Origin of the sequence: Nitrosospira sp. NpAV, assembly GCF_000832065.1 — a bacterium.
In the GTDB taxonomy this organism is placed as follows: Bacteria; Pseudomonadota; Gammaproteobacteria; order Burkholderiales; family Nitrosomonadaceae; genus Nitrosospira.
Genome location: NZ_JXQM01000019.1, coordinates 257,276 through 271,679, shown reverse-complemented (window position 1 = coordinate 271,679; position 14,404 = coordinate 257,276). Strand labels below are relative to the sequence as shown.

The 14,404-nt window shown below is 51.4% G+C and carries 16 protein-coding genes; 4 read left to right on the top strand and 12 right to left on the bottom strand.

Annotation, left to right across the window (positions count from 1 at the left end):
* From SQ11_RS17605 to SQ11_RS12380, 3 genes are all read left to right on the top strand, one after another.
* Positions 1-248 (top strand): hypothetical protein (locus SQ11_RS17605; protein WP_198140869.1); only part of this gene is annotated, 248 nt, incomplete at its 5' end.
* A 275-nt stretch (positions 249-523) separates the two neighbouring features.
* Complete coding sequence (gstA, locus tag SQ11_RS12385) at positions 524-1,141, top strand: glutathione transferase GstA (RefSeq protein WP_041514446.1); 618 nt, start codon at positions 524-526, stop codon at positions 1,139-1,141.
* A 34-nt stretch (positions 1,142-1,175) separates the two neighbouring features.
* Positions 1,176-2,000 (top strand): Cof-type HAD-IIB family hydrolase, encoded by an 825-nt coding sequence (locus SQ11_RS12380; RefSeq protein WP_084226848.1) that lies wholly within the window; start codon positions 1,176-1,178, stop codon positions 1,998-2,000.
* Positions 2,001-2,101: 101 nt separating this feature from the next.
* On the opposite strand, the gene SQ11_RS12375 is transcribed toward SQ11_RS12380, so the two are convergent.
* From SQ11_RS12375 to SQ11_RS12320, 10 genes are all read right to left on the bottom strand, one after another.
* Positions 2,102-2,545, bottom strand: a complete 444-nt coding sequence (locus SQ11_RS12375; protein ID WP_041514444.1) for a carboxypeptidase-like regulatory domain-containing protein — start codon at positions 2,543-2,545, stop codon at positions 2,102-2,104.
* 210 nt (positions 2,546-2,755) lie between these two features.
* Positions 2,756-3,022 (bottom strand): hypothetical protein, encoded by a 267-nt coding sequence (locus tag SQ11_RS12370; RefSeq protein ID WP_041514443.1) that lies wholly within the window; start codon positions 3,020-3,022, stop codon positions 2,756-2,758.
* A 793-nt stretch (positions 3,023-3,815) separates the two neighbouring features.
* The gene (locus SQ11_RS12360; RefSeq protein ID WP_041514441.1) at positions 3,816-4,751 is read right to left on the bottom strand and encodes a bile acid:sodium symporter family protein; all 936 of its coding nucleotides are present in this window, start codon (positions 4,749-4,751) and stop codon (positions 3,816-3,818) included.
* Between the two features lie 19 nt (positions 4,752-4,770).
* Complete coding sequence (locus SQ11_RS12355) at positions 4,771-5,487, bottom strand: class I SAM-dependent methyltransferase (RefSeq protein WP_041514440.1); 717 nt, start codon at positions 5,485-5,487, stop codon at positions 4,771-4,773.
* A 500-nt stretch (positions 5,488-5,987) separates the two neighbouring features.
* A complete protein-coding gene (locus tag SQ11_RS12345; RefSeq protein ID WP_041514438.1) occupies positions 5,988-6,173 on the bottom strand; it encodes a CsbD family protein in 186 nt (61 codons plus the stop codon).
* 409 nt (positions 6,174-6,582) lie between these two features.
* On the bottom strand, positions 6,583-6,840 hold the full coding sequence (locus tag SQ11_RS12340; protein ID WP_052494216.1) for a hypothetical protein: 258 nt from the start codon (positions 6,838-6,840) through the stop codon (positions 6,583-6,585).
* Between the two features lie 393 nt (positions 6,841-7,233).
* Positions 7,234-7,644 (bottom strand): nitrosocyanin, encoded by a 411-nt coding sequence (locus SQ11_RS12335; protein ID WP_041514437.1) that lies wholly within the window; start codon positions 7,642-7,644, stop codon positions 7,234-7,236.
* 472 nt (positions 7,645-8,116) lie between these two features.
* Complete coding sequence (locus tag SQ11_RS12330; RefSeq protein ID WP_041514436.1) at positions 8,117-8,377, bottom strand: hypothetical protein; 261 nt, start codon at positions 8,375-8,377, stop codon at positions 8,117-8,119.
* A gap of 802 nt (positions 8,378-9,179) precedes the next feature.
* On the bottom strand, positions 9,180-10,598 hold the full coding sequence (locus SQ11_RS12325; RefSeq protein ID WP_041514435.1) for an NAD-dependent succinate-semialdehyde dehydrogenase: 1,419 nt from the start codon (positions 10,596-10,598) through the stop codon (positions 9,180-9,182).
* 191 nt (positions 10,599-10,789) lie between these two features.
* A complete protein-coding gene (locus SQ11_RS12320; RefSeq protein WP_041514434.1) occupies positions 10,790-11,269 on the bottom strand; it encodes a tautomerase family protein in 480 nt (159 codons plus the stop codon).
* Positions 11,270-11,635: 366 nt separating this feature from the next.
* On the opposite strand from SQ11_RS12320, the gene SQ11_RS18270 reads away from it, so the two are divergent.
* A complete protein-coding gene (locus SQ11_RS18270) occupies positions 11,636-11,845 on the top strand; it encodes a winged helix-turn-helix transcriptional regulator (RefSeq protein WP_198140876.1) in 210 nt (69 codons plus the stop codon).
* Between the two features lie 117 nt (positions 11,846-11,962).
* Here SQ11_RS18270 and SQ11_RS12315 read toward each other — a convergent pair whose 3' ends face one another.
* Both SQ11_RS12315 and SQ11_RS12310 read right to left on the bottom strand, forming a co-directional pair.
* A complete protein-coding gene (locus tag SQ11_RS12315; RefSeq protein ID WP_041514433.1) occupies positions 11,963-12,289 on the bottom strand; it encodes a hypothetical protein in 327 nt (108 codons plus the stop codon).
* Between the two features lie 260 nt (positions 12,290-12,549).
* Entirely contained in the window at positions 12,550-14,304 is a 1,755-nt protein-coding gene (locus tag SQ11_RS12310; protein WP_084226855.1) for an FAD-dependent oxidoreductase, read from the bottom strand.
* Positions 14,305-14,404: the final 100 nt, after the last annotated feature.

The window sequence follows — 14,404 nt, the reverse complement described above, 5'->3', positions numbered from 1 at the left end:
AAGAACAATTAAAAACAGAAAAAATAGAACAGCAATATTGGCAGCGTAAGCATGAAGAATTAACTAACGAATTATTCTCCAAACGATTTTTTAGGAAGTTGGAATCCTTAAAACCAGGAGATGAATACTTTTCAGAAAAGAAATTGGGAAGTCAGGGGGCAGGGCGAGTTCATGGCGTTCTTCGAACCGTCAATACAATCCATCTGGTTTATGTCTTTGGCTTCTACGACCTCTGTTTGCATTGGTGACCCCTTTCAGTTGAGTTAAATTAATGGACTGGCTCGATGGTGGCAGCGACGCCGCGCGGTTTTCATTGGCGGCCACCGCATATTTGTCTGGATGCCAGGCAGTTTAGCTATATTCGAGGCGCCACTGTATACAGGGATAGGGTATATGTCAATACCCTAGCAGGGTACAGGTATGTGATCGATCGAGCTCACCATGGCCGTGGACTATGGCGGAGAATCAGCGGAAAATACCGCATGTGTCCTGTAGTCATCACGAATAATCAAGGAGAATTTCGATGAAACTTTACTATGCTCCTGGCGCCTGTTCGCTTGCCGCACATATTGTATTGCGTGAAGCCGGCTACGCGTTCGATCTGGAAAAGGTCAATTTGAGAAGCAAGAAAACGGAGACCGGAATAGACTTTAATACGGTCAGCGAAAAATCCGCCGTGCCGCTTTTGCTGCTGGATAATGGCGAAACGGTTTCGGAAGCGAGTGTGATCGTTCAGTACCTGGCGGATCAGAAACCGGAATCAGGACTCGCTCCGCCGCTCGGAACGTTTGAAAGGGTGCGTCTCAACGAATGGCTTAATTTTATCGCTACAGAAATACACAAAAGCTTTTTTCCATTTATCGTGGGTATGGCCACCGAGGCAAAAGAAATATATCGCCGGAAGCTGAATCGCCATTTTGCCTATATCGCGGGCAAACTGGAGGCGACTCCCTATTTGACCGGCGAGCAATTTACCATCGTGGATGCTTATCTTTATACGTTACTTACCTGGACGGGCCCCATGGGGGTAGACATCTCCGCCTGGCCGATGCTGGGCGAATATATGCGGCGCATTGAGGCCCGACCGAAAGTGCGGGAAGCGCGCACGGCGGAAGGCTTCCCTGAGGCCGCTGCAACATGAGTCCGTGCGGCGCCGTAATGTCAATTCATTAACAATGGCTAAGATGCGAGCCCTGGCGCTCGATGTGGACGGAACATTGCTGGATTCGTCGCATAACATTTCACCTGCGGTAAAAAAATCCATTCATGACATCTGGCAGCAAGGGATTCAGATCATATTGGCTTCCGGCCGTCACGTGGACTCCCTGTCGCGACTCTTTATGGAGTTGGGAGTCGAGGGTTATGTCGTGGCGTTTTCCGGTGGGGTGGTGGCGCGTGTCGATTCAGGCAAACGGGCTGAGATCATCCACCAGCACCGGTTGGAACTGGCCCATGCGGAGGCGATGGCTCATGAGGCGTTGGCTAAGGGATTGAGCGTCGCCTGGTCCACCCTGGACCATTGGTATACGCCTGATGCAATGGGTTTGTATCGGCAGGAGGCGAGAATCTTGAGACAGGAACCTGTGGTTGTCCCCGGTTTGCGGGGTCTGAGCGTGGCACCCCATAAGCTGCAGATCATGAGCCATGATGCGGAAGGCATTGCTTGCCTCCGGACCATGCGTGACGCAATCTCACCCCAATGCTCCGCGGTCTTCAGCCATGACTATATGCTCGAGGTAATGCCAAATGGGACAAACAAGGCGGCGGGCCTGATAAAAATCGGACAGCTTCATGGCATAGCGCTTAGCGAGATGATGGCTATCGGTGATGCTGAAAACGATATAGAAATGCTTAGGCATGCGGGACTCGGTGTGGCAATGGGCCATGCGCCGGACGCGGTCAAGGCCGCTGCCGACTGGATTACGCTGACCAATGGCGAGGACGGAGTGGCTTTTGCGCTTGAGCAGGATGGGCTCCGGGAGCGTTTCTTCAGCGCTTGAATGGCACTGTACTGTCCTTGCGGCATAGCGCTGCGTTGCGCTTTGCCCTTTGCCCTATACCCAAAACTGCCACTCCACTTTATGCAACTACCGGATTTAGGCTAATGATTTTTGTCAGCGGGCCAGACCAAAGTCACCTTCTTACCCGATTCTTTCTGAAGGTTGAGTTTGCGATGCAGGGTCGTAGCATTGTAAGTCGCCTCCAGGGAGTATTCTCCGGCGGGGAGCTTCACCAGCAGGTAAGGGCCTTCAGCGGTCGTGTCCAGAACGGTGTTGTGCAGTCTATCCTTGATGATTATCCGGGCATCGCTGATGTACTGGGCTCTGGAGTCAGCAGCCTGAGTCAATTCAAGCATCAATGGCCAGGAGCGCCGTGCCTGCAATATCGCTTCTGACTCATCCTTGCCGATACCCCCTGAAATAAATTGCGTTTGACCTTGCGTTTGCACGGGAGGAAGCGATGGGTTCTCATAAGCGAAGCTTAAAGTGGAAAAAATGCAGGTCAAGGTTATCGCCATTTGACGGATGATGATTTGAATTTTCATGGAAGACCTTCCTTTCTGAATTCGTCAAGTTTCAAGAATTTTTCTGAATAGCCTCCCGAATTCGTCAGGGAGGCGGATGGCAGCTCTGTGGGATGGGAGCGCCACAGACGAGGCCGCTAGGACTCGAATGGGGGATGTCGGCGGAGCGAGACAAAAGCAGGTCGCCCGCAAAGCTTCATCTCCGCCGCGGGTCAATATGAAATCAGACGTTTATTGCATTAAACGTTCTGAGGTCGTAGACCGGACCACCTTTGTCATGCGCCGGGTGAATATCCCTGTTTTGCCGGCGGCACGCTTCATGGAGATTCCGGTAAGACGCTGCATCGGTATGTACGATGCTAAATAGATACGTTTTGAATTTCCGCGCGGTGCATCCGGGATTTCCGATTCAAGGCGAAAAAATAAATCGTCCAGTTGGTCGTCACTTGACGGATCGCCGCTTAAGCCAGACATATCTATTAATTTGGTTTTTCTCATTATTCGCTCCTTTAGACTTAACTAACCAGAATGACTGAATAGCCTACCGGCTTCACACCTCGAATGATCTGAATGATCTTAGAGGGCCGGGTGGAGCACATGCTCGATCGCATGGAAATGCGACCATAAGCGGTGCTTAGTGTCTCACTTCGCAAAAATAAACTCTGTGCGATTCCTCACATATCACAAGTGGGAGGAGGATAATCGGGTAAAAGTTCCATAGGGAGCCTGCAAGGTATACGACTGCTGATGGGAATAAGGAGGTCAGGCATTTGAACAATTGGCGGGGCATGCTGTGGCGCCAACCGAAAGAATCTTACAGCAGCGATATTTAATCCACAGGGCAAACGATGAGTTCCCAGCTTACAGGGCCGAATTCAAAGGCATGCCTGTGCTGATTTTGCATGGGAAGCATCCGTTCATTTGTGATGACTATTTCATGGCCGCAACCCGTGCACCGGTAAATCCCCGCATGTACCACGGTAGCGCCGGGAGGATATTTTTTATCGAACTTGATATGTTGGGATTGAACGAGAAGACTCGCATTTTGATAGTGCGCCATGATCGCTTAAAGTCGTGGTTAACATCGCTATAGGAATAAAAGATGAATAAATGTACGGTGATTGCAATATGACGGGTTTTGGTTGCATTGGAAATTGGACTGAAGTACATCGAACTGAAGTACATTGAACTGAAGTACACATTGCGGGCGTTTGCATGAGCCCAAACCGGGTAAAGTGCGAGGGCGGGGTATAGTTCGGATATTCGACGATGAGGCGGCAGGTTGTCGGGGTCAATCTGTATGAGGCCGGGGTGTTCGCGTGCGCCATATTACCGCCAGCAGGCTTCCCAGCAAAGAGTGCATTACCGCTGAAACCGCCCCTACGACGGGCGCCAGCGGCAGCAATGGAAAGGCCTGTTTGGCCAACACGATGGCGAGCCCGGAGTTTTGCATGCCCACTTCGATGGAAATCGTACGGGCGCTCCGTTGTTGGCAGCCAAATAGGCGGGCGAAGTTATAGCCGATCAGAAAACCGCCGCCATGCAACAGCGCAGCTGCAAGAATCAATTGAAGGCCATGTTCGAGGATGGCCTCCGCGTTGGCGGCAAATACTACGGCACAGATGAAGCACACGCCGATAACGGACAAAAGTGGTGCTATCGGCACTACGCGCAGAACCAGTCGCGGCGCCCAGCGGTTGAGCAGGACGCCCAGAACGACAGGGACGATCACAACCTGAAGCGTTTGCTTGAACAATAGCCAGGCATCCACCGGAACGAGCGTTCCCGCGAAAAACTGGGTCAGCAGCGGCGTTAAAACGACAGCTGCCAATGTGGAGCACACGGTCATGACCACCGAAAGCGCTACGTCTGCCCCCGCGATGTAGGTTACCAGATTTGAGGCTGTGCCGCCCGGACAACAACCTACCAGGATCAGGCCCACGGCAAAGTGAGGCGGTAGGGCCAAAGCATGAGCCACGCCCCAGGCCAGCAGCGGCATGATGGAATACTGTGCCGCAAAACCGATTGCCACCGCCCTGGGCAGGCGGGCGACTCTGCGAAAATCCTCGAAGGTCAGCGTCAGCCCCATGGACAACATGATGAAGGCGAGGACCAGCACCATCACCGGCCCCTGGTTCATGGCCGTCAACCCATGCGGCCAATACAAGGCTATTGCCCCGGAGAGGATCATCCAAAGGGGAAACAAAAGGGCCAGTCGCTGCAGCATGGCGTTGAGCGGATCCGGCTCAGACTTTTTCTAGAGTGGAACGCGAGAACACAAGTGTGTGATGCTGTGCGTAGCGGCTGATCAACCGGGAGGAGTGCAAGCCCGCTTCGGCGGCCATTCCCCGCAGAGTGGAGAGGCATTCGGGATAATCATGGTCACGGACATGCGTACAGGCCTCTTCCAACTGATGCTGCGGCACCTTTGTCCATGTTTCGCGCATGAATTTCAGATAGCCGTCGAGATAGCTATCCCGATCCTGGTTTTCCTCGCGCACTACGTCCACCAGAATCAGCCAGCCTTTTTCCGAGAGACAGCGCCCGGCTGCACGGAAAAAGCGCGCTTTTTCATCGGACATCAGGTGATGAATCGCAAATCCGGTGAAAATAACATCCCAGGTTTTGCCGGCCGATTCGATCGCCTCCAGAAGATCCCCACGAGTCAGGGTGACCTGAGCGGATAATTCTCCCAGATAGCCGCGGGCCTCCGCCAGCGCTGCCTCGGATAAATCCACGCCTTCGTATATCGCCGGAGCCACGTGTTTCAGGCAGGGAGCCAGATAGCGGGCATTGCCGCAACCGAGATCGAGCAAGTGATAATGTCCCGGATCGACGCGCAGCTTCAGAAGATTTTCAATCCCCTTGTAGATCTCCCGATGAAACATGTAGTTGTATTCGGTGAGCAAATCATAGAGTGACCAGGAGCGGGTGAAGATGGCGGTGGGTTCGGCTGGGGTCATTGATTGGAAGTTCGGTATATAAAGTCATATGAAAAGTGGCGCAAACACGAGCTGTCCGTCTTGCACGCGCCATGGTACTGCGCAATTGTACCCGTTGAATAGGATTTGGGTTTCCTTGCAGGCCTATTATTACGGAGTTGGTCCGCCAGCGGCATGTTATCCCGTAAAGATCGCACAAATGGCTGATGTTAAAAATCAAATTATATCAGCATGAAAATTGTTACCAGGACCGTGGCCAGCGACTTCCAGAAGGTGGCGAAAATGGCAATATCGAGCTGAACAAGTTCAGGTGGGGCCGGACACAGGGATTTGAAGCGGCAAAGAAACGGTGCCGCCGATTATTGCCGCGTTGGATAATGCGCATGCCGGCCGACCTAACATGCAACATCCGCCTGGAGGAAGGCCGGCCGTCTTGCTCGATGCCGGAACCGGCCATCTTGACCGGCCTGGGATAGAATTCTGACCCGCTTTGACTGGGCCTGAATCCCTATAAAAGACTATTAACGATTTTTGGTTGAATCCTTAACAGCTTCTTTCACATCTCCCATACTCTTTTGTGCTTTCCCCGCCACCTGTTTGGCAGCGCCCTTGGCTTGCTGCTCTTTACTGCCCGTCAATTTCCCAGCTTCTTGCTGTACCTTTCCCGCGACATTTTTTGCGGTCCCTTTGACCTGATCTTTATTCATGATTGTAATTCCTATTAAAAGATTAAAAATCCCAGCATTGCTTGCCCATTCTGCAAAGCGCTATCAATATTCCGGATCTCGGAATTATTTAGTGGTTACAGACCTTTAAGCGGCAAGAGTTGCCAGAATAATATGAATATTGCAATTAATACTGTACGGTGAATTACATAGCATAAAGATAATTCTGATCAATTAAATACTTAGAGAGCGAATCTTGCGTAATCAAAGCGCCGGAAATCTTCGAAGGAATCGCGGAGGGCGTTTATTAAACCCTGGGTCAGGCAGGCGGCTAAGAAGCAGCAATTTCTCATAACCGACGCGAGTAGAGATTCGAACCCTCCCATAAGGCTTCGAATGAGATAGCAGATCCTCTTACACCGGCGGAATACGTATTTCCGGGGGCTCGCGATTAGATCCGGCTCTGACTAGCCAGCAAGGAATGAATGGCAGTTGCCATATTCTCCAGTCCAACGGAGACATGCTCCGAAACATCTGAATTCAGCCACTCGATTCGGGCGGATTCCAACTCTCGTTCGAATGCGCCTGGAAATGCGTGACGTTCGTATGGTGACGAAGCTTTTACCAAACAAGCAAGTAAAGCCAGTAATGCGAGATTCTCGCCCTTGAGTTCGCATATTTTCACGGTGGCTTCTTGCAAATCTTTCATGGGAGAATTCCTGTGTGATTGAGGGATATGGAAGTTGCAGCTTATCACGTTGGAATCGCCAACTTTTTTAATTAGATATGTTTCGTTCTGGGTTTTTGGCCAAGGAGACTGAGCGCCCGCATGAGGCATCTCGGTGGAAAATCAACAGCGTGGGAACTTCTGATTAAAGGAAAGGATGATGGAGCCTGCTGCATCATTTGAAACAGGTCAAACGCAAAAATCCTGATGGTGTCGTTACCCGCCGTCTTCTTATTGATGCAGAGCTGACTGCTTCTGTTGCTTCAATGCGGTTCTTGTGGTCGGGGCTTACGGCGGTGGAGCTTCAGTCAGGCATCAACCCGCCTGTTTCCACCGCCGACCTGCTATTTCTTTTACGGTCTACGCAAGGCTTCTTTATTCTACGACATTCAAGGAACCCGGCAGATGGATGTTCTTGGGATGGAGCTGGCACCAGATGGTAAAGGCGCCGACCTTGTTAGCGGTAAAAGCGACAGTCTTGGTTTCTCCCGCCTTAATGACTTCTTTGATTCCATAGTCGTCAATGGAGAATCCCTCGCTGATGGGGGACTTGTTCTCTATGGTAATCTTTACTGAGGCCCCTTTCTTGACCGTCAACGTTTCAGGTTCATTGAGAACATTAAAAGCACGAATGTTCTTGACCGTCACGCCTTCGACGTTGAGCTCGGGAATATTGGTGTCATAAGCATTAATAACTACCTTGAATTTTTGTTCCGCTGCTTGCGCGGTCCCTACTAACAGCAATCCAGAAACAAACCCCGCAACTATTGTTTTGGTTATTTTCATGATGACTTTCCTTCCTCAAATTTAAGTTTTAATGAAATAGCATCTACTCTTGGCGATACTTAAAATTCCTTACACTTTTAACAACGAAGCAAACACCTTGGGTATTTAGCAAATACCCATGAAGCTCCACTCATTGCGAGAATTGTAATTTTCTTTAAGGATGCGCCGTTTTGATTCCAGTTTGATACTCTAGAGGGGATAATCGCGGATGTCAATCGCAAGTCTTCCCATCGAATAGACGGTTGAGATATAGTGTTTTTTTGCTTGATGCGATCGGCTAATATCCTCTTGGATTAACGTCGTCCTCGCAATTGTCCATTTCTAGATTGCATTCAGCATGACACACAAATGTCATGTGCGACCCATTTTTCGCGTCCGGGGGCAACGAGGAATCAATACCGTCTTCGCATATGGCCGGCAAAATCGGAAGGATAGAGTCTCTGTCAGGTTGTGGCCTCGAATCTGGATGTCATCAACGGATACTTTGTCTCTTTATCTTCTTTTCCAGTTTTATGAGGCGCTTGTTCAATTCTATGTAATCCTCGATTTTCGTTGCTACAAAAAACCGGGTGGCAGTAATGGCTTCGCTAAGTTCAGTAACCCTGGTCGCTAAATCCGCTCGTGTTTCAGCTTCGGGAATCTCACCTAAGATTCGCTGAATATGGTTAAAGTACTCGGCAATATCGGTTTCATTTCGACTTTCGGCAGGAGGTTTTAAAGAGGAATTCGACATATTTGTTTAAATAGATAAATACTTATTTGTTCCATTCGAGAATCTTGCAATGGATCCCTGGTAGGGGTCTTCGGGGAAACGGATTTTCATCGCCATCAAGAAGTTTGGAAACGTCGATCTTATATAAATTTGCCAACGTCAACAATCACCCGGAAGACCTATCCGGCTGATCCCGTCATTGCAGGATCTGTATCAGCCGCATGAGACGAATCGAGGGGACGACTGCAAAAAACGCGAAAGTAGCCGGAGCCTGATTTTACCCGCATCGGTGGCGCTTGTGTACGCCGTTGCGTGTCAATATTCGTTAAGCGAATAATTTATAAGATAAAATTCCAGGGTGAGTAATTCTTGGATTGCTGAAAGGCGGTTACCGTTATACCACAGCCAACGTTTCGAGAACACATTGTGGATCTATCAACATTATATAATTTTGCGAAGTGATGATACCACACTAGGGGATATAAACCGATATTGTGGATCTACCAATATTGTAATAATTCGTTAATATTACAACCACAACCCAAAAAGAGTGTTGAAATCGAGTGCCATGTCATACATATCCACAATATTTTGATAATGAATCACTCATAAAAAACTCGCGGCTAAGTCAAAGCGCTCATCTCCTCTCATCCTTAAACCCGCTTCGGCGGGTTTTTTATTACACCTTCCATTGATCAGAAGCGGGTAAAGGTAGTATGCCCGGGCCGGGAGGCATGGGTGATAAAATTGCAGGAGGATTTTATCGCATAACGTTTATTGCAGCCCTCCCTGTTACATCACCACCCCTTGATGTCCATTTCTGTCATCCATGCGTTGATGGCCACGGGGAGGGTCCCCATGGTGGCGCCCCAGCGGGCGCAACATTGATCAATTTCTGGTTGACGAATTCGCCGAAGCCCAGTTCTGATAATTCCCGTCCGAAACCCGAATTCTTGATCCCGCCAAATGGCAGCTCGGCTGCCGTCCAGACCGGCTGGTTGATGAAGACCATACCGCTGTCGATTTTTGCTGCGACCCTGCGGCCGCGTTCGATATCGTCCGTAAAGACCGAAGCGCCAAGTCCAAATGGCGTCGCATTAGCGAGATCAATGGCCTCGCCCTCGTTTTCAACAACGTAGAACGCGGCGACTGGACCAAACAGCTCCTGAGTGTAGATCACGTTGTCCTGCGTGATGTGCGTGAGCACGGTGGGCTCCAGGTAGAAACCAGGACGATCGATTCTTCCGCCTCCAAGCGCAATTTTCCCACCGTCCCTCTTGGCCAGTCTTATTTGGTCGAGCAGAAGGTTCAGTGCTTTCTCGGAGGCCAGTGGCCCCAGGGTGGTTTTAGGATCTTCAGGATCACCAGGCTCCAGCGAAGCCATCCGCTGAATAAAGCCGTCGAGGAATGCGTTTCCACGCTCCTTGCCGACTACAATGATGCGTTTCGATCCGACGCAGCATTGCCCCGCATTGAACATTCGTCCAAACAACGCGCTGTCGAGCGTGGATTCCAGCGGAGCATCTTCGAGGACAACCAGCGGATCACTTCCGCCCATTTCCATGACCGACTTCTTCAAATAGCGGCCGGCCCGCTCGGCTACCGCCGCGCCGGCGCGTTCGCTACCGGTCACGGTGACGCCGCGCACCCTCGGGTCTTCAATCAGTTTTCCGACCTGTTCAATGCTTGCAAAGATGTTGGTGTAGACGCCGGTTGGCGCACCGGCCTCCTCAAAGAGGCGGGCAAACGCCAGCGCTGATTGAGGCACATTCTCCGCATGCTTTAGAAGCAGCACGTTGCCTACCATTAACTGCGGCCCCGCGACCCGGGCGATCTGGTAGTACGGGAAGTTCCAGGGCTCGATGCCGAGAAGGACTCCGAGCGGCTCGATATGCAACTCCGCCCCGTGGGAGTCGGGAAGCGCTCTCGCCTTCAGGTAGTCCCCGGATTTTTTAGCATAGTAGTCCAGAATATCCGCGGAAAGGCTTACCTCTGCGTGCGCCTCGCTAATGAGCTTGCCCATCTCCAGCGTTAGGTAACACGCGTATTCATCGCGTTTCTGGCGAAGAATGGCGGCGGCAGTGGAAATAATTTTGGCTCGTTCCGTTACCGGGACACGGCGCCAGGTATTCTCGAAGGCTTCATGCGCTTTCGCAACTGCTATTTCCAGATTCTCGTCGGAGAGGTAGGCATAGCTCGTGACTAGCTCGCCTGTCGTTGGATCGATGGTTTGATAAGCCATATGGGTCTCCAATGTTTGAGTGAGTGCGGCCGTTTCCCACCTATGGAATAAGCGAACGGCAGGGTGCGGGCTCAATCATTGCCATTTCCCGCCGCAGTGATGGGACTTCTTAGCATGTGTATGCAGGGGTTCATGACGAAAGTCGCCTGGCCCGAGTTGGCCGGCCCTGATCGGGTCGGCCAACTCGGGATCTAGCGGTCGGTTATTCCGGGGGTAAGGGCAAGACTGACAGGAAGTTTTTCTGCCAACGTATAGGAACTCGCCTTGTTTTCCTTAACCCATCGCTTTTCCGCCACGGATTCAAACGGCGGCGGAATTTCGCCTTGAAGGGACCAAAGGTCGAAAGGCGTTTCATCAATCGAGACCTCCCAGTCATATCCTCTGTCCCTTACATGAGATGCAATGATTTCGTCTATTGTCCTGACCCACCATTCCCTGATGGCGGGACCCGGTAGCGTCCTGGCTATATGGTCGACCTTGAACCGGATAAATTTGTTATTTAGCTCGCCTCCTACGAAGCAGGAGTCCTTGGCTACCTCCTCGAAAATCACTGCAACGTAGAATTTGGGGAGGGGGATGCTCGCGTATAGACCCGTAATCCGCTCTGCCAAGACCCTTTTATCTTCAGCACTATAGGCTCCAACAGGATGATAAATTTTCCACAAAGGCATGATGGCTCTCCATATTGTTTAGTTCGCAACTCAAAGATTTATACTTGCAAAATGCAAGTTACAAGATTAAAAACGGGGCATAAAACTTCAAGTGGATCCCGTTTGGATTTGTAGCTTTCAGATAGCAAGTGACCAAAGCTTATATTAGTAAATTGCAAAATGCAAGTGACTGCTATATTTTAATAGCTTTTTTTTACGTCAGGAAACTATGAAAACCGGGAAGATAGGGAAGAAAATTTCGAATGGTCCTGCTGCCCACTCACCCATGCGTTGGATATTCTTGGCGATAGATGGACCTTGCTGATCATCCGGGACTTGGTATTGGGGTAAGAGACGTTACCAGGAGTTTTTACCCTCGCCGGAAAAATAGCTTCGAACATTCTTTCGGACTGCCTGAAGAAGGGGGGTGACAGGGGGCTTATTACCTTGCGTCCCTACCAACAGAGGCTCACTCGGGAGGGGTACTTCCTGACGGAGAAAGGCGAAAGCCTTTGGCCTGTATTGGCAGCGATAATTGCCTGGACCCAGGGACATTACCCGGACACGATGCTTCTTCCTCCGGCGAAAGGTATATGATGTGCTGATGCAATTGGAAATGGAGCTACAGGGGAATGGCTGGAGAGTTGGAAGCGCGCCCATGGATTGATCAAGCGTGAACGAGGGCCCAGTGACCAATCAAACCTGCCAGCCTATCTAATTTGGTTCGTTGCTGAAAGCGAATCCTATGACTGCGTCGAGCGGAGCGCGAAAGTAGCCGCCGACATCTTGTAGGTTAGGATTTTCAAGAGGCTGGTAGAACTTGGCGTCTCGAAGGTGGATAAAAGCTGGATCCGACGAATCCTGTTCTATCTCTTGTGGAACCTCGAAATATTTCGCATTTTCAAGATGCGCCAAGTATTCGTTCTCACTGGTGACAAAGCCTGAAATCAAAAGCCCATCAAAAATAAGCGTAACCTTCATTTCGTGTGCAGGATCAGTTTCGGCAAGCTCAATTGCCGTCAATAAGAGATCAGAGTCCATGTTTGCTTATATCCCTCCAGATTAAATTGCGCCGTCGTTTTTCAAGAAATCGCGGGCAACGTTATCATATAGCGTGTGGAGATAACCTTGTTTTTATGTCGGGTATTTGTGGAGATCTGCTTTGATTTTCCGTATTTGCCTGCGTTATCGATTGATCAACTGCTAGAGGTGGGGCGTGGCAATACCACAAGCTGTGGCGCGAATTACGCCAAGCCGAGACTTATACTTAGTCGTGGGTCCATCGTTTGCGCCGGAATAGCTTAATGCGATGTAAGCAAGGTATGCAACTGGCTGACCACTGCGGCACCGTCACCCACAGCGGCAGCGACACGTTTGGTTGAGTCGGCACGTGCATCGCCGATCGCGAATATCCCTGGTACCGAAGTTTCGAGCTGTAGGGGTCGGCGGCCATTTTTCGAATGCGCAGACCGCGCATAGTCGGCAGGCGAGAGATCCAGACCCGTACAGACAAACCCCCTGTCATTTAATTTAACGCCGCAATTCTCAAGCCATTCGGTGTTCGGATCGGCTCCCACGAACAGGAAAATGCGCCGAGTTAATCTCGTCTGTACGCTGCCGTTTTGGCGATGGCGCCACTGAACGGCGCTCACTCCTTCTTCGCCACCTTCGATTGCAACGATCTCGGATTCCCTATGCAGGGTAACATTCGCCAGCGATCCGATACGGTCAATGAGATATTTCGACATGCTATTTTCCAGACCGGCTCCACGAATCAAATGATGCACGTGTGCCGCATGGCCCGCCAGGAATACGATTGCCTGCCCGGCCGAATTGCCGCCCCCCACGAGCACAACTTCTTCCTGTCCGCATAGCGCTGCCTCGATCGGCGAAGCCCAGTAATAGACGCCGCGCCCTTCGTATTTCTCGAGCTCGGGTATGGCAGGACGCCGATATTTTGCGCCTGTCGCGATAACCACGGTTTTTGCCGAAACCCGTACGCCGCAATCCAGTTGGAGCGCGTGAGGGAAGCGGGTGCAATCGAGTGATGTCACCTTAACTGGCACCACCATTTGAGCACCGAATTTCTGGGCCTGGACATAAGCGCGTCCGGTGAGCGCCTGACCGGAAATACCGGTCGGGAAACCGAGATAATTTTCGATTCTCGCACTCGCGCCCGCCTGACCGCCGAATGCATGGGTGTCGAGTACAAGCACGGAAAGTCCTTCCGATGCGGCATACACCGCACAGGCCAGGCCGGCGGGGCCGGCGCCAACGATCGCAACGTCGTAGACATGGTCAGGGCCCAGATCGATATATAAGCCGAGATGATGTGCAAGCTCCCTCTCGGTGGGACACTTAAGGACCGTTCCATCTGGACAAACGACCAGCGGCAATTCATCTGGATGCGGCTGGTGGAGCTTCATCACGTCTTCCGCGACGCTATCCAGTGCCGGATCCAACGCAAGATGAGGATGACCGTTCCTTGAAAGAAATCCCTGCAACCGCACTATGCCCACGCCGCCGGGGGCACCAATTAGTAGGGGACCGCCTCCGCCAGTTTCGATCAACCCCATGCGCCGCAGGATCATGGCTCTCATAATACGTTCCCCAAGCTCGGCCTCGGCTACGACCACTGCGCGCAAGGAAGGCGGATCTATCACCAGTGCTTCAACCACTTCAAGAGCCCGTCCATAGGCAAGCGGGGGACGACCTGAAAGCTGGCCGACTTCGCCCGTGAAGCTGCCCGGCCCGCTTTTAATTATGGGAATCTCGATGCCCAGGCCGTTTTTGCGCGTAATCAAGATGTGCCCACTCAGCAAAACGAACATGCCCGTTCCGGGCGTGCAAGGATCGAATAATATTTCGCCAGGCTGCCAGGTGCGCACCGTGCCAAAACGTCGTAGCCGATCAATTTCCGTGGGGGTAAGCCTGGGAAACATCTGCCCGCGGCGCGATTCCAGGCTTGGAGGCAATGGAATATCCGCAGCGTTGGCTGAGACGTCGTCTACCTGACCAGGCGTTGGTGAGAGCAAACCGTCAGTGACTTTGTTCATTACCACTTGCGATCCTTGAGAGCAACCGATGAAGCATGGCACACGCGAAGATGCGCCCATGAGTCTCCGGTCTTTAGACAATCCTTACAGCCATTCGCAG